Source organism: Buchnera aphidicola (Panaphis juglandis), from assembly GCF_964059065.1.
Classification (GTDB): domain Bacteria; phylum Pseudomonadota; class Gammaproteobacteria; order Enterobacterales; family Enterobacteriaceae; genus Buchnera_L; species Buchnera_L aphidicola_AM.
Genome location: NZ_OZ060378.1, coordinates 173,789 through 190,534 on the forward strand (window position 1 = coordinate 173,789; position 16,746 = coordinate 190,534).

Consider the following 16,746-nt stretch of genomic DNA (forward strand, 5'->3'; position numbering starts at 1 on the left):
ATTTTATATTATATACAATAAAATTTTGATAAATTGTTATTGTAATTCTGCTGTTCTTAAAATTGCACTTCTTGATTTAGGATTATTTAAGATTTCTATAATATTTGGGAAAATTCTATTTATGATTTTAATTTTTTTCTGATACATGTTTTTGATTTGTTTTTCTGAAATTGGAATTCCCATTGGGATATCATTAATACTACTATTTTTTAACATGAATTGTTTTACAATTTTATCTTCTAATGAATGAAAGCTAATTATTGATATTCGTCCTTTTTTATTCAATATATTAAGGATTTTTTTGAGAAAAATTTGGAGTTCTTGTAGTTCTTGGTTAATGAAAATTCTAATTGCTTGGAAACTTTTAGTAGCAGGGTGTTTTTTTTGGTTTTTTTTTGTTTTAACTTTCATTATAATTTTTGATAATTGTTCGGTTGTTGTAATGGGTTTAATATTTTTATATAGTTCAATTTTTTTAGCTATTTTTTTTGCAAATCGTTCTTCTCCAAATGTTTTTAAAATATTTGCAATGGTTTTTTTATTATTTGAGTTGATCCATTGTGCTGCTGATATTCCTTGTTTCTGGTTCATTCTCATATCTAATGGTCCATTTATTTTAAATGAAAATCCACGATTTTTTGACATTAATTGCATTGTTGACATTCCTAGATCTAATATGATTCCATCGATCTTTTTTTTTATTTTATTTTTTTTAAAAAATAAATCAATATTTGAAAAGTTTCCATGTATAATATGGAATCTAGGATCTGATATTTTTTTTGCAATTTTTACCGCTTCAAGATCCCTATCAATTGCATAAAGTTTTCCTTTTGGTCCTAGTTTATTTAGAATATTTAATGAATGTCCTCCAGATCCAAAAGTTCCATCAATGTATGTTCCATTTTTTTTAATATTTAATGATTGTATTGTTTCTTTTAATAAAACACTCTTATGTAATTTTGTATTCATATTATGTACATAACTCACATTCAAAGTAGATAATTTATGTATGAGATTATTATTTTTCTATTCCTATTATTCCTGAACGGGACATTTCAATAATCTTAGATGTTGTTTTTATCATTTTTAAAAATTCATTGATTCTTTTATTTGTGCCAATAATTTTTACAATATATGTGTTGTAATGTGTGTGTACTATTTTTCCATGAAAAATATCTATTATGATTTTCATATTTTGAATGTCATATCCTGAATTTTTTATTTTAATTAACATAATTTCACATTCAATATATTTTGTTTGTTGGATTTGTTGTACTTTTAATACATTAATTAATTTACGTAATTGTTTTTCAATTTGTGAAATGATTTTTTTATCACCATTTGTTTGTATAGTCATACTAGAAATTGTTGTATCTTCAGTAGGTGACACAGTAATACTTTCGATATTATATCCTCTTTGTGAAAAGAGTCCTATTACTCGAGATAATGAACCGGATTCATTTTCTAATAATATTAATAATATTTGTTTCATAAATATAGTATTCCTTATTTTCGTAGCCACATTGCATTCATTCCTCCTCCACGTATTTGCATAGGATATACGTTTTCGGAATGATCAATTTTTACATCTACAAATACTAAATTCCCATTTTTTATTTTTTGTAGTGCATATTTTAGTTTTTCTTTGAGTTCATCACGTTTCATAATTGAGATTCCAATATGACCGTATGATTCAGACAATTTTACAAAATTTGGTAATGATTTCATATATGAATGTGAGTGTCTTCCTTCATAAATAATATCCTGCCACTGTTTTACCATTCCTAAAGCATGATTGTTTAAATTTAAGATTAGAATCGGTAATTCATATTGCATAGCAGTTGATAACTCTTGTATATTCATTTGTATGCTTCCATCTCCAGTAATACATACTACTGTTTCTTTTGGAAAGGCTAATTTGACTCCTAGAGCTGCTGGTAAACCAAAACCCATTGTTCCTAAACCTCCGGAATTAATCCATCGTCTTGGTTTATTAAATGGGTAATATAATGCAGTAAACATTTGATGTTGTCCGACATCAGATGTAATATATGCTTGACCATTTGTTAATTCCCACAATGTTTCTATTGCAAATTGTGGTTTAATTGTGAAATTATCGTTTTTATATTTTAAACTTTTTACATTTTTCCATTTATAGATCATATTCCACCATTTTTTCAAACGATGTGATGGTAAAGGGTATATTTGTTTTTGTAAAATATTTAACATTTTTTTTAATATTTTTTTTGCATCACCGATAATTGCAATATTTGCTGTCACTGTTTTTGATATTGATGTTGGATCAATATCAATATGTAATATTTTTGATTTTGGGCAATATTTTTCGAGATTATTGGTAGTTCGATCATCAAATCGTGCACCGATAGCTAAAATAACATCAGAATAATGCATTGCCATATTTGATTCGTAGGTTCCATGCATTCCTAACATTTGTAAATTTTGAGGATGTTTTCCTGGAAATGCACCTAGTGCCATTAATGATGTTGTGACTGGAATATTTAAAATTTCTACTATACTTTTTATTTCTTTTGTGCTATTTGAATTAATGATACCTCCACCTAAATAAATAATTGGATATTTAGCTTTTAATAAAATATCTAATATTTTTTTTATTTTCCATATTTTTATAGATTTAATTGGTTGGTATGATTTAATATAAAGTTTTTTTGGCCAAATATATTTGTATTTTTTATTTTTATTTAGGATATTTTTTGGAAGATCAATAACAATTGGACCTGGTCTCCCAGTCGAAGCTAACCAAAATGCTTTTTTGAAAACTATAGGAATATCTTCAGTATTTTTTACTAAAAAACTATGTTTTACAATAGGTCTTGAAATACCAATCATGTCGCATTCTTGAAATGCATCATATCCTATTAAAGCAGAGTCTACTTGACCAGATATAATAATCATTGGTATAGAATCCATATATGCTGTTGCAATTCCTGTTATTGCATTTGTAGCTCCTGGTCCTGATGTTACTAATACTACTCCTATTTTTCCGGTAGATCTCGCATATCCATCTGCCATATGTGTAGCACCTTGTTCATGTCGAACAAGAATATGTTTAATATTATTGTAGTTTTTTAATGCATCATAAATATCTAATACGGATCCTCCAGGATATCCAAAAATATATTCTGTTCCTTGATCAATTAATGAACGAATTACCATTTCTGATCCTGATAATAATTCCATTATTTTTCCTTAAATTATATTACTGATGGATTTAATGTTGTTTTAAATTAACATTTTTATGATCATTACTACTGATAATTTTAATTTTATAAAAACAACATAGTTGGGTTTTGTATTTTTTATATTTTATATGTATTTCAGATCCATGAATATTTTATTGGATCTGAATATTTTACTATATTTATTAATCAATATTTCTTAATAATTGATTGATTTCTACTTTTTTTAATGTTTTATAATCAACTTTTTTTACGATTACTACGCAATATAGATTATATTTTTTATTTTTAGATGGCAAAGTTCCAGGAACAACAACTGAACCTGAAGGAATTTTTCCATAAGTAATTTCTTCTGTCATACGATTGTAAATTTTTGTACTTTTCCCAATGTATACACCCATAGAAAGTACTGAACCTTCTTCTATTAGTACTCCTTCTACAACTTCGGATCTTGCTCCTATAAAACAATTATCTTCAATAATAGTTGGGTTATTTTGTATTGGTTCTAATACACCTCCAATTCCTACACCTCCAGAAATATGCACATTTTTACCAATATGTGCACATGAACCTATTGTAGACCACGTATCGATCATAGTATTGCTGTTAACATATGATCCAATGTTAATGAATGATGGCATAATGATTGTGTTATCTCCAATAAATGCTCCCTTTCGTATTGTTGCTGGTGGAACAATTCGAATATTGTTCTTTTTAAATTCTTTTTCTGTTGTTTTTTCATATTTTAATGGAATTTTATCATAAAAATTATTTTTTTTATCTGATATTATTTTGTTTTTTTTAATGCAAAAATATAATAAAATTGCTTTTTTTAACCATTGATGTGTAATCCAATTCCCGGATATTTTTTCTGATATTTGTAGTATACCTTGATTAAGTAAATTAATTGTTTCTTCAATAGCATTTTTTGTTTCATGATTAACATTATAAGAATTAATTTGATTTTTTATTTCAAAAGCTTTATCAATTATTGTTTTTAGTGTTTTCATTACTTTCAACTCTGATGATGGATGAATTTTTTATACATATAATATTCATAATGATGAAAATTTATATATTAATATATTTTTTATGTATTTTTTCTTGTGTTCTTTTAGTTAAAATTTCGCAACCATTTTTAGTAACTAAAACAGTATGCTCATATTGTGCAGATAATTGATCATCTTTTGTACAGATTGTCCAATTATCATTCATACAAAATACTTCACAAGTACCAGCATTAATGATTGGTTCAATTGTGAATATCATTCCTTTTTTAAATAAGATTGTGGTGTCTTGATTTTTATAGTGTAAAATATATGGTTTTTCATGAAAATTTTTTCCAATACCATGACCGCAGTATTCTTTAACAATAGAAAATGGAGTGCTATCAATATAGTTTTGTATTGTATTTCCAATGATATTGACAGGTATTCCTGGTTTAATTTTTTTGAATGTGATGTATAAACTTTTTTTAGCTGCATGACAAAGTTGTTTAGATAATGTATTAGTTTCACCAACAATAAACATTTTAGAAGTGTCAGAGTAATATTTATTTTTTATCACTGCAACATCGATATTAACAATATCACCGTTTTTTAATATTTGATCTTTTCTTGGAATACCATGACATACGGTATTATTTACAGAAATACAAGTAGATTTTGGAAATCCATGGTATCCTAAACATCCTGGAATTGCATTTTGTTCATATACTATGTAATCATGACAAATATTATCTAATTGTTCAGTTGTAGTTCCAGGAATAACATATTTAGAAATCATATTCATAACATTACTTGCTAAGTTTCCAGATATTCTCATTTTTTTAATTTCTTTAGTATTTTTTATATAAATATTCATTTTTGAACTTATATTTATTTAATATAAAATGTTATAATACATTAAATAATATTGTTGAAAGTATTTTTATTGTATATTATTTATCGATTTTTACTATAAAATATTGATTTTTTTGAAATAATTTAATTTTTATGAATTTATTGATAATAATACATTATTTATATAGAATACTAATTATTAATTTTAAAATATAATATAATGTTAATATATTTTTATTTTTTTAATGGAGATTATTATTGTGAAAAGAACGGTTATGAGTGACATGATAAAGGCTGGTGTACATTTTGGTCATCAAACTCGTTATTGGAATCCTAAAATGAAATCTTTTATTTTTGGAATACGTAATAAAATACATATTATTGATTTAGAAAAAACGATTCCTATGTTTAATACTGCTCTATTAGAATTAAAAAAAGTTTATACAAGACAAGGAAAAATTTTATTTATAGGAACTAAGAAGTCTGCAAGTAATATTATTAAAATATCAGCTATGAATTGTAATCAATTTTATGTGCATCGGAGATGGTTGGGAGGCATGTTAACGAATTGGAAAACTGTTCGTCAGTCAATTCATCGATTAAAAAATTTAGAAATGCAAATGCAGGATGGAACTTTATCTAAGCTAACTAAAAAAGAAGGTTTAATTAGGATGAGGGAATTGTTAAAATTAGAAAATAGTTTAGGAGGTATTAAAAATATGGGTGGTTTACCAGACGTTATTTTTATTATTGATGCACAACATGAACGTATTGCTATTAGAGAAGCAAATAATTTAGGAATTCCAGTATTTGCTGTTGTAGATACGAATTCTAGTCCAGATGGTATAGATTTTATTATTCCTGGTAACGATGATGCGATTCGTGCAATTACTTTATATTTAAAAATTATTGTAGATTATATATCACAATGATACTTTTTATAAAGTATATTTTTATTACATTATACATATAATTATTTTTAATTATATTTTATATATTTTATTCTTATATGTTTTATATTGTATTTTGAGGAATATTATATTCATGCGTATTAATATTGATCTTATAAAAAAATTACGATTAAAATCTGGTATTAGTATTATAGAATGTAAAAATGCATTAATAAAATCTAAAGGAAACATTGAAAATGCAATAATGATTTTAAAAGAAAATGAAAAAATCAAAGCAAATAATAAAATTAATAATATTGCGATTCGTGGTATTATTTTAACTCACGTTATTAATAATCACGCTTATTTAATTGAAGTAAATTGTGAAACAGATTTTGTTGAAAAACATGATGATTTTGTAAATTTTGTTCATGATGCTTTAGTTATTGCGCATGATAAGAATATTAAGGATATAGCGTTATTAAAATGTGTTTTAGAAAAAAAACGATTGTTATTAATTTCAAAATTTAATGAAAATATTGTTATTCGTAGGTTTTTTGTATTATTTGGAGATAATATTTCAGACTATTTGCATCATGATCGTATTGGTGTGATACTGCATGCAAGTAGTAAAAAAAATGATTTATTAAAAAAAGTTTCGATGCACATTGCAGCTTCACGACCAGATTTTATTTCTAGAGATGATATTCCTAATTCTTTAATTGAACAAGAAAAAAAAATACAATTAAATATTGCATTACGATCAGGAAAATCTGTATTAATTTCAAAAAAAATTGTTCACGGTCGTATAGAAAAATTTATTAATGATATTTGTTTATTAGAACAAAATTTTATTTTTGATATTTCAAAAAAAGTTAAAGATTTTCTGGAAGATAATCACATAAAAATTTTACAGTTTGCTCGTTTTGAACTAGGTGAAGACATTTAAAATATTTTTTAGTATAATATTATTATCATGAATATTATAAAGATTGTGAATGAAAAAGTATGAATTTTATATATAAACGTATCGTTTTTAAAATTAGTGGCGAAGTTATTAAAGGTATTAATAAATCAAAAATAAATGATGATGTTATTCATGATATTATTCGTGATATTAAATTTATTTTAAATAAAGGAGTAGAAGTTAGTATTGTAATTGGTGGAGGAAATTTATTTAGAGGAGTTTCGTTATTAAAGTTAGGGATCAATAGAGTTACATGTGATTACATTGGTATGTTATCTACAGTAATTAATGGATTGTTTTTAAAAGATCTTTTCAATAAATGTAATGTTCCGGTATATCTAATGTCTGCGATTGCTACACATAATATGTGTAATGAATATAATTTAGAGAAGGCATTGCATTTATTATCAAAATCAGTTGTTGTAATTTTTTGTGGAGGTCTTGGACAACCGTTTTTTACAACAGATTCTGTAGCGTGTTTACGTGCTATTGAAACCAATTCTGATATTATTTTGAAAGGAACAAAAGTAGACGGAGTATATTCCAATGATCCAAATAATTCTAAAAATTCAGTTTTTTTTCATCAGTTGAGTTATCAGGATGTTTTGAAAAATGAGTTTAAAATTATGGATTTAACAGCATTTATTTTAGCTCGTGATTATAAGATTCCAATTTGTATTTTTAATATTAATCATAAAAATGCTTTATTCCGTATTTTAAGAGGCGAGCATGAAGGAACAATTATTAAAGATATTGATTAATATTGATACGAGTATTATTAATTTTTATGTTATATCATGGATAAATTGTATTTAATTCCATATAATGAGGGAAATATATGAAAAGTGATATCATAAAAAATATTACAGAACAAATGAATTCTTGTATAGAAAGATTTACAAAAAATATTAATAATATAAGGACTAATCGTGTGTCATCAAAAGTATTAGAAGATATTAAGGTGGATTACTATGGTTTAAAAACTCCATTAAAAGAATTATCTAATATTACAATCGAAAATTTTAATACATTAAAATTAAGTGTATTTGATCGTAACATGATTCGAATAATCGAAAAAGAGATTTTTCATTCAAAATTAGAAATAAATCCCATTGTTCATGATAATGTTATCAGAATAATTATTCCTCCTTTGACTGAAGAAAGAAGAAATAAATTATTTAAATTAATTCAATCCGAATCTGAAAAGAGTCGTATTAATATACGAATTATAAGACGTGATGCAAATGATAAATTAAAAAGATTTGTAAAAGATAAATTAATTAGTAGTGATGCTGAACGCATTATACAGAATGAAATACAAGATTTGACTGATAAATATATTAATAAAATTAATGACATATTATCAAAAAAAAAAATTGTCATGATGAAAATATAAATAATTCATAAATTGTCATCATAATATTATAGAATAAATATATAGTGTGATGTAATATAATTATATGTTTTTATAAACCATATTATTAATAATGTAAATTATAATTCGCATTATTAATAATGATGATGTTATTTATTATTAAAATTTAAGTAAATTATGAAAATATTTTTTATTCGGTATTCTTTATTTTTATTTTTTTGTTTCTATAGTGTTAGTGTTTTTGCTCAACCATCAGATGATTTTAAAAAAATAGATTTTATTGGTTTAGATAATATTGCTAGAAATGTTATTTTGAATTATAAAGTAAATCATCAATATAAAATTAGTGATATTGGTAATACATATCTTAAATTATCAAAAACAGGAATTTTTAATCATATTACAATTTCTGAAATTAATAAAACTGTATTTTTTATATTAAATACACATCCGATTATTTCAAATATTATTTTCAATGGAAATTATAAGTTAGAATCTATTTCTATTTTAAATGCGTGTCGATGTTTTGGAATACAAGTTAATCACGTATTTGATATAAAAAAAATTATACATTTGAAACATATTATACAATGCTTATATCATAATATTGGTATATGTTATACAAAAATTAATATTGATTATAAATTAATAAATGATCATTTTGTTTTAATTAATATAAATTTAATAGAAGGTACTTGTCCAACATTAAAAAATATTAATATTATTGGAAATCACGATTTTTTAAATTCTGATCTTATATCCTTATTTCATTCTTATTCTGGATTCTTAAAAAATTTAATTTTTTCTAATAAATATAATGATGATACCTTTCGTAAAGATTTAATATTGTTAAAATCTTTTTATTATGAACATGGATATATTGATTTTTTTATTAAGAAAATTACTTTAGTTTTATCAAGTGATAAAAAGAGTATGAATATATACATTAATATTTTTGAAGGTAAAAAGTTTTATGTATCAAAGGTATTAATTCATGGAAATTTTAGAAGTGATATAATTGATTTGAATTCTTTATTTTCAAAAGTTTTTTATCAAGATCCATATAATGTATATCAATTTTTTGAAATACAGAATAAATTACGAACCTTATATTTTAATTTTGGATTTTTACAATGCAATTGCTATTTTCAAACTGAAATTAATAATATTAAACATAGTGTTGTTGTACATATGTATACCTCTCTTGGTGAGAGGATGGTTGTAAATTCTATACATATTCAAGGTAATACTTTTACAAAAAATTTTGTATTATACCATCTTTTAAAAAATATTAAAATCGGTTCTTATGCAAATTTAAGTGTCATAAAACAAGGTAAATATATTCTTGAAAATTCAGGATATGTGAAAAATGTTTTTTTTAATCTTCATATTATTCATAATCGCAATAGAATTGATGTTGTATATAAGGTACAGAATAAAAATTCTCATGCTCTTAATATGAAACTTGGTTATGATTTATCTTATGGTCCAAATTGTAATTTTAAAATTAGTAATAATAATATTTTTGGTTACGGTATATTAACAAAACTAAATATTTTTCATAACAATAGAAAAAATAATGTTCTTTATGAATTTAAATATCCAAATGTATTAAATAACGTAACATGGATGAGTAAGTTTTTTTATAATCATATCATCTATAATACAGATTCTATTTTATCTAGTAATGATATTTATGGCATGAAAGAAAAGATAAATTTTTATTTTTATAAAAATAGTTTAATTAATTTTTATTTTTATAATTATCATGATTTTTCTATAAAAAAAATACATACATGTTCTTTGTGGAATAATTTTAAATTTTTTAATATTCATTTTAATAATCATAATTTAAAAAATTATGATCATTCAAAAATTTCGATTTCTTATTCATTTATTTATAATAGTGTACCAAAAGTTTTGTTTCCAAATTATGGTAATAAATTATCATTTCATCAAAATATTTATTTTTCTAATGTTATAAATCATTATCATAAAGAGTTATTATTTTTTGAACGATATTTTTCTTTTTTTAAATATATTAGATGTGTTTCTCATGAGAGATTAAGAATTGGTTTTATTTCTCCATTTCATCATGTAAACTATCCAGTTTATGAAAATTTTTATTTAAAAGATGATAATAATCTTCGTGGTTTTATTAATTTAGGATTAGGACCTAGTAATTTTGATTCTAGAATTTGTAATAATAAATCTTATAAAACAAAAAAATTAAATCATGGTTTTCAAAATCATTTTGGTGGAAATATATTTTTTGTTAATAAAATGGATTTTATAATTCCAAATTTTTATATTTTTAATCATTATTATGATCGTTTTTTTCATACAACATTTTTTATAGATATTGGTAATATTTGGAATACAGATTGGAAAAATACTATTAAAAATGTGTATTATAAAATTACAAATTATAGTCATCCACATTTTGTACATGTTACAACTGGTATTGAATTGACATGGATTTCTCCAATTGGTCCCTTAGTATTCTCTTATGCTTATCCAATATTACATTATTGTAGAGATATTTTAGAACCATTTCAATTGAATATTAAAAATAATTGGTGATTCTTTTAAAATAGTTGATGTAAACATGAAAACACTTTTTCACTTATTACCTCATCGTTATCCATTTTTATTAATTGATCGTGTCAGATATTTTAAAAATAAAAATATAGTTTTTTGCATTAAAAATATTACTGCAAATGATCCTTGGTTACAAGGTCATTTTCCTAATCATTTTATTTTCCCCGCGGTATTAATGATTGAGGCAATAGCACAAGCAGCAATTATTTTATCTCTATTGAATCATCCTGATCATCAAAATTCTAATGGATATTATTATATTACTGGGATTGATGTTGCTCGATTTAAAAGACGAATAATTCCTGGAGATCAGCTAAAAATAGAAGTATTATTAATTAAAGAGATTAGAAATATAATTTTTTTTAAGGGATCAATTTTTGTAAAAAAAAATATTGTGTGTCATGCTAAAATCATGTGTAAATATATTTTGAATTGATTATTATAATTTTTTATAATATGAAATATTAATAAATATTTTTATGATTATCAATATTTTTCAATTTTTTATTTTTATTATAAGATATTAAATAATATGATGCATCCTAAATTTATTCATTTATGTACTCAAAGTGATTATTCAATCATAAGTGGTTTAAATAAACCGAAAGAATTGATTCAACAAGCGTATAAATTAAATATGCCAGCATTGGGAATAACTGATTATGGTAATTTTTATGGTGCAATAAAATTTTATACTTCGGCAATGGAATATGGAATTAAACCGATTTTTGGAGTAAAATTCAAAATAAAATTTAATTTTATTTCATCATTAAGTTTAATTAATATTATTGCTTTAGATACCATTGGTTATAGAAATTTAATATTACTAATTTCTAAATCGAGAACTAATTTTGATCCAACGTCTTGTATAAAAGAAGATATAATAATATATCAGGACTGGTTATTAGAGTGTAGGAAAGGATTACTTATTTTGTCTGGTGGTTATAATGGAGATTTTGGAAAATATATTCTTAATAATAATCAAAAAATTATAAATGAGTTTATAAATTTTTATAATACATATTTTTTAGATTTTTATTATTTTGAAATACATCGTACAAATCGAATTTATGAAGAAGAATACATACAAAGTATTTTAAAACTCTCAAAAATTTATGAAATTCCGATTGTTGCCACTAATGATGTGTGTTTCATACATAAACGTGATTTTGATATTTATAAAATTAAATTATCTATTCATCAAGGTGTAACACTGAAAAAATACACTAATCATACTAATTGTAGTCATGAACAATTTATGAAATCTGAGCAAGAAATGTGTTTGTTATTTTCAGATATTCCTGAGGTATTAAGAAATAGCATTGAGATTGCACAACGCTGTAACGTTAGTATACCTACTGGAAATTATTTTTTGCCTATTTTTTCAAAAGAAAATACTGATGAAAAACAGTTATTAATTAATATTAGTTTAAATGGTTTAAAAAATCGATTAAATGTTTTATATCCAGATAGTAAGATTAGAAAATTAATGGAAATAAAATATCGAAATCGATTACATGAAGAGTTAGATGTAATTAATAAAATGAATTTTCCTGGATATTTTTTAATTGTAATGGAGTTTGTAAAATGGGCAAAAAAAAATGATATTCCAGTGGGTCCAGGTCGAGGTTCTGGAGCTGGATCTTTAGTTGCTTATTCAATAAATATTACCGAATTAGATCCTTTAAGATTTGGTTTAATTTTTGAAAGGTTTTTGAATCATGAAAGACGATCTATGCCAGATTTTGATATTGATTTTTGTATGGAAAAAAGAGATTTGGTAATTGAACATGTAGCTCAAGTATATGGAAAAGATCGTGTTGCACAAATAATTACATTTGGAACAATGTCAGCAAGAGCGGTAATTCGTGATGTTGGTAGAGTTTTGGGTTACCCTTATGGTTTTGTTAATTCAATTTCAAAATTAATACCTTTAGATATTGGTATTACTTTAAAACAATCTTTATTAAAAGATTTAGATTTTTTTAATTTATATGATAAAAATATTGAAGTAAAAAGATTAGTAGATATTTCTCAAAGATTAGAAGGAGTTATTAGGAATACAGGAAAACATGCTGGAGGTATTGTAATTTCTCCAAGTAAATTGAAAAAATTTACACCCGTACAATGTGATGATAATATATTCATTACACAATTTGATAAAAATGATATTGATTATATAGGATTATTAAAATTTGATTTTTTAGGATTAAGAACGTTGACAATTCTTCATTCTGCTGTAAGAATGATTAATAAAAGATTAAAATACAAAAATCAAAAATTAATACATTTGAATCATATTTCTTTGCAGGATAAAAAAAGTTTTGAATTATTGAATACTGGAAATACAATTGCAGTATTTCAATTGGAATCATATGGCATGAGAAATTTAATTTTACGTTTACAACCAGATTGTTTTGAGGATATTATTTCTTTGATTGCTTTATTTAGACCAGGTCCATTACAATCAGGTATGGTAGATAATTTTATTAATCGTAAGCATGGAAAGGAACCTATTTCATATCCTGATAAAAAATGGCAACATATATCCCTAAAACCAATATTAGAATCTACATATGGTATTATATTATATCAGGAACAAGTTATGAAAATTGCACAAGTTTTGTCTGGTTATTCATTATCTCAAGCAGATATATTGCAGCGTGCGATGTCTAAAAAAAATTTTAAAGAAATGTCAAACCAACGCATAAAATTTCAAAAATGTGCTATGATTAATGGAATATCGAATTTATTATCGAGTAAGATATTTGATTTATTAGAAAAATTCTCAGGATACGGTTTTAATAAATCACATTCTTCTGCTTATGCTTTAATATCATATCAAACATTATGGTTAAAATCTAATTATCCTTCTGAATTTATGGCTTCTGTAATGAGTGCAGATATTGATAATTCAGATAAAATTAAAATCTTAATTTACGAATGTCGACGTATGAAAATTAAAATAATTCCTCCAGATATTAATATTAGTGAATATTTTTTTACAGTTAGCAAAAATAATCATATCATTTACGGTTTAGGAGCGATTAAAGGTTTAGGTAAAAATGTGGTGAAAGAAATTATTTTATCCAGAAAAAAAGTAAAAATTTTTCATAGTTTATTTGAATTTTGTATAAATGTTTCATCACAGTGTATTAATAAACGAGTTTTAGAAAAATTAATTTTTTCTGGATCATTTGATTCATTTAAGGTTTCTAGAGAAATATTATTTTATTCAATATCTGATGCTATTCAACTTTCAAATCAAAATAAAAAATTAAATAATATTTGTCAATTAACTTTATTAAAACCTTTAGAGAAAGAAAATAAAATTTTAAGTATAAATTATAAAAAATCAAAAAATTTATTTTGGACGAATAAAAAAATTTTATGTCATGAAAGAGATGTAATAGGTTTTTATCTTACTGGTAATCCAATTTGTGAATATTTATCAGAATTAAAATATTATACCAATGGTTTCAGAATAAGAGATATTGTTATTTCTAAGAAATCAAAAATAACCATATTTGGTATAATATCTTCGATAAGTATGAAAATTACAAAAAAAAAAAAAAATATTATTTTTTTAGAATTGATAGATCATCCAGATAAAGTTGAAGTTATTATTTTTGATTATATAGAAAAATTTTATAAAAAATATTTAAAGAAAGATAATATTGTGATTATTAAGGGTTATGTTTCTAAAATTGATGCTTTTAATTCCATTAAATGCATTGCTCATAAGATTATAGATATTAATTATTATAGAGATAAATATGTGAAAAAATTAGTTCTTTATATTAAAAATCATGATATTTATGATGCATTATATAATGACATTAAAAATATTATTACACCATTTTTGGGTGGTAAAATACCAATATATATTTGTAATATGATTAGTAGACCTAAATCTAATTTTAAATTGCATTGTCGATGGAATGTTAAAATTCATCAAAAATTATTAAATCGTTTAAAATTTTTGTTAGGAAAAGATAGCGTTCATTTAATGTTTTGATTTTTTTTTATTTAATATAAATTGTATAATGTTGTCAATATGTATGGTGATTTTTTTTTGAATGTTTTTACGTTCTTGATATTCCACAGTATTTTGATAAACGGTATTTTTATTAATAATAATGATATTAGGGATACCAATTAGGTTTGCATCGGAAAATATTACTCCAATTCTTTCATCTCTATCATCCATTAACACTTTAATATTTTTATTTTTAAATTGTAAATATATTTTTGTAGATATTTTTTGAATTTTTTTACATTGATATAAATTTATTGGAATAATTAATACTTCAAATGGAGCAATATGATTTGGCCATATTATTCCTTTTTTATCATGATTTTGTTCAATAATTGCGTTAATTAATCGCGTTACTCCTATTCCATAACATCCCATATGAATAAGTTTTTTATTTCCTTTTTTATTTGTGATACTTGAATCAGTATTTTTAGAATATTTTGTACCAATTTTAAAAATATGACCTATTTCGATACAATTTTTAATTTTATATCTATATTTCGATTCATCATAGTTTATGATATCGTATATTTTTTTTTTTTTAAAGTTTTGTTGTAAAGAATATTGATGAAAATATATATTATTAATTAAAACTATTGGTAAAATAGAATCTAAATATGAAATATGAGTATCTATAATTATTGGTATTGATAAGTTAACTTCTTTTGTTTTTTTTAAAATATTTTTGATTTTTTTTTTTTCTGAAAATAATATTTGATTTTTTTTTATAATTTCTGGCTGACAGTTTTTAATTTTATTGATATTAAGTTCATGGTCTCCTCGAATCATAAATGCAAAATATTTATTTTTTTTATGATTTATATTGATAATAAAAATCTTTATAATTTTTTTTTTCATTTGAAAAAATATATTTTTTATGTTGTAGTTATATTTTTTGAGTATTTTATTAATATTTATTATTTTATTTGGTAAGATTTTTTTTTTAACGGTTTTTTTTATTTCATATGAATTATTTTTTGAATTTTTTTTTTTATAATATGAAATCATGATTTGATCTTCACCATTATTAGATGGTGATTGAAATTCATGTGAATATTTTCCACCTATTAATCCAGAATTCGCTTGTACAGAATAAAATTTTAAATTCAATACGTTAAATATTTTTTTATATGCATCGTATATTATTTGGTATGTTTTTTCCAATGAATGCTCATTAATATGAAATGAATATGCGTCTTTCATAATGAATTCTCGAGCCCTCATAGTTCCAGATCTAGGCCTAATTTCATCTCTAAATTTTTTCTGTATTTGATATATTATGATTGGTAATTTTTTATATGATGTGATTTCTTGTGTAATAAATTGTGTAATCATTTCTTCATATGTTGGACTCAATATGAAAATATTATTATTTCGATCATATATTTTCATTAGTTCTTTCCCATATTCTTGAAAACGGTTACTTTTTTCCCATAAGTATTTCGGTTGTAATAAAGGGAAAGACATTTCTATTGCATTCAATTTATTTATTTCATAACGTATAATTTTTTTAATGTTATTTAGTACTTTTAATCCATTAGGCAACCAAATATATAGTCCTGATGATGATTGACGTATTAATCCTGATTTTAACATTAATTTATGGCTAATAATATCTATTTTTTTTGGAGTTTCTTTTATGGTATATAATGGATATTGGCTAGTTTTCATTTGATATATTATAAATTGATATCATAATAATATATTATAATGTACTTTATGATAAATTTAAATTAATATTTAAGTTCTTGATCTTTATATAATTTAATTTTTATGAAATTTTATATTAAAAATATATATTACATAATACATACATAT

General features: G+C 23.0%; 13 protein-coding genes. 7 read left to right on the forward strand and 6 right to left on the reverse strand.

The window, feature by feature from the left end:
* Positions 1-36: 36 nt before the first annotated feature.
* From rsmH to map, 5 genes are all read right to left on the reverse strand, one after another.
* Entirely contained in the window at positions 37-969 is a 933-nt protein-coding gene (gene rsmH / locus AB4W46_RS00820; protein ID WP_367678650.1) for a 16S rRNA (cytosine(1402)-N(4))-methyltransferase RsmH, read from the reverse strand.
* 49 nt (positions 970-1,018) lie between these two features.
* Entirely contained in the window at positions 1,019-1,492 is a 474-nt protein-coding gene (ilvN, locus tag AB4W46_RS00825) for an acetolactate synthase small subunit (protein ID WP_367678651.1), read from the reverse strand.
* A gap of 14 nt (positions 1,493-1,506) precedes the next feature.
* A complete protein-coding gene (gene ilvB, locus AB4W46_RS00830; RefSeq protein WP_367678652.1) occupies positions 1,507-3,219 on the reverse strand; it encodes a biosynthetic-type acetolactate synthase large subunit in 1,713 nt (570 codons plus the stop codon).
* A 184-nt stretch (positions 3,220-3,403) separates the two neighbouring features.
* Positions 3,404-4,228, reverse strand: coding sequence for a 2,3,4,5-tetrahydropyridine-2,6-dicarboxylate N-succinyltransferase (dapD, locus tag AB4W46_RS00835; protein ID WP_367678653.1), 825 nt, complete (start codon positions 4,226-4,228; stop codon positions 3,404-3,406).
* 61 nt (positions 4,229-4,289) lie between these two features.
* Positions 4,290-5,081: a type I methionyl aminopeptidase gene (gene map, locus AB4W46_RS00840; RefSeq protein WP_367678654.1), complete on the reverse strand. Its 792-nt coding sequence runs from the start codon at positions 5,079-5,081 to the stop codon at positions 4,290-4,292.
* A gap of 262 nt (positions 5,082-5,343) precedes the next feature.
* Here map and rpsB point away from each other — a divergent pair, with 262 nt between their 5' ends.
* From rpsB to dnaE, 7 genes are all read left to right on the forward strand, one after another.
* Positions 5,344-5,991, forward strand: coding sequence for a 30S ribosomal protein S2 (gene rpsB, locus AB4W46_RS00845; RefSeq protein ID WP_367678690.1), 648 nt, complete (start codon positions 5,344-5,346; stop codon positions 5,989-5,991).
* Between the two features lie 112 nt (positions 5,992-6,103).
* Positions 6,104-6,898, forward strand: a complete 795-nt coding sequence (tsf, locus tag AB4W46_RS00850; RefSeq protein WP_367678655.1) for a translation elongation factor Ts — start codon at positions 6,104-6,106, stop codon at positions 6,896-6,898.
* A 59-nt stretch (positions 6,899-6,957) separates the two neighbouring features.
* The gene (gene pyrH, locus AB4W46_RS00855; RefSeq protein WP_367678656.1) at positions 6,958-7,677 is read left to right on the forward strand and encodes a UMP kinase; all 720 of its coding nucleotides are present in this window, start codon (positions 6,958-6,960) and stop codon (positions 7,675-7,677) included.
* 77 nt (positions 7,678-7,754) lie between these two features.
* The gene (gene frr / locus AB4W46_RS00860) at positions 7,755-8,312 is read left to right on the forward strand and encodes a ribosome recycling factor (protein WP_367678657.1); all 558 of its coding nucleotides are present in this window, start codon (positions 7,755-7,757) and stop codon (positions 8,310-8,312) included.
* A gap of 156 nt (positions 8,313-8,468) precedes the next feature.
* Complete coding sequence (bamA, locus tag AB4W46_RS00865; protein ID WP_367678658.1) at positions 8,469-10,874, forward strand: outer membrane protein assembly factor BamA; 2,406 nt, start codon at positions 8,469-8,471, stop codon at positions 10,872-10,874.
* 25 nt (positions 10,875-10,899) lie between these two features.
* Positions 10,900-11,328, forward strand: coding sequence for a 3-hydroxyacyl-ACP dehydratase FabZ (gene fabZ, locus AB4W46_RS00870; protein WP_367678659.1), 429 nt, complete (start codon positions 10,900-10,902; stop codon positions 11,326-11,328).
* Positions 11,329-11,427: 99 nt separating this feature from the next.
* The gene (dnaE, locus tag AB4W46_RS00875; RefSeq protein WP_367678660.1) at positions 11,428-14,910 is read left to right on the forward strand and encodes a DNA polymerase III subunit alpha; all 3,483 of its coding nucleotides are present in this window, start codon (positions 11,428-11,430) and stop codon (positions 14,908-14,910) included.
* Here the strand turns inward: dnaE and AB4W46_RS00880 are convergent.
* Positions 14,899-16,599 (reverse strand): proline--tRNA ligase, encoded by a 1,701-nt coding sequence (locus AB4W46_RS00880; protein WP_367678661.1) that lies wholly within the window; start codon positions 16,597-16,599, stop codon positions 14,899-14,901. The two genes, dnaE and AB4W46_RS00880, sit on opposite strands and share 12 nt — an antisense overlap.
* Between the last annotated feature and the right edge of the window lie 147 nt (positions 16,600-16,746).

Excerpts from the sequence above, each read along its gene's own strand:
- pyrH (WP_367678656.1), top strand. The coding sequence starts at position 6,958 with ATGAATTTTATATATAAACGTATCGTTTTTAAAATTAGTGGCGAAGTT.
- ilvB (WP_367678652.1), bottom strand. The coding sequence starts at position 3,219 with ATGGAATTATTATCAGGATCAGAAATGGTAATTCGTTCATTAATTGAT.
- frr (WP_367678657.1), top strand. The coding sequence starts at position 7,755 with ATGAAAAGTGATATCATAAAAAATATTACAGAACAAATGAATTCTTGT.
- tsf (WP_367678655.1), top strand. The coding sequence starts at position 6,104 with ATGCGTATTAATATTGATCTTATAAAAAAATTACGATTAAAATCTGGT.
- rsmH (WP_367678650.1), bottom strand. The coding sequence starts at position 969 with ATGAATACAAAATTACATAAGAGTGTTTTATTAAAAGAAACAATACAA.
- dapD (WP_367678653.1), bottom strand. The coding sequence starts at position 4,228 with ATGAAAACACTAAAAACAATAATTGATAAAGCTTTTGAAATAAAAAAT.
- map (WP_367678654.1), bottom strand. The coding sequence starts at position 5,081 with ATGAATATTTATATAAAAAATACTAAAGAAATTAAAAAAATGAGAATA.
- bamA (WP_367678658.1), top strand. The coding sequence starts at position 8,469 with ATGAAAATATTTTTTATTCGGTATTCTTTATTTTTATTTTTTTGTTTC.
- rpsB (WP_367678690.1), top strand. The coding sequence starts at position 5,344 with ATGATAAAGGCTGGTGTACATTTTGGTCATCAAACTCGTTATTGGAAT.
- fabZ (WP_367678659.1), top strand. The coding sequence starts at position 10,900 with ATGAAAACACTTTTTCACTTATTACCTCATCGTTATCCATTTTTATTA.
- AB4W46_RS00880 (WP_367678661.1), bottom strand. The coding sequence starts at position 16,599 with ATGAAAACTAGCCAATATCCATTATATACCATAAAAGAAACTCCAAAA.
- ilvN (WP_367678651.1), bottom strand. The coding sequence starts at position 1,492 with ATGAAACAAATATTATTAATATTATTAGAAAATGAATCCGGTTCATTA.
- dnaE (WP_367678660.1), top strand. The coding sequence starts at position 11,428 with ATGCATCCTAAATTTATTCATTTATGTACTCAAAGTGATTATTCAATC.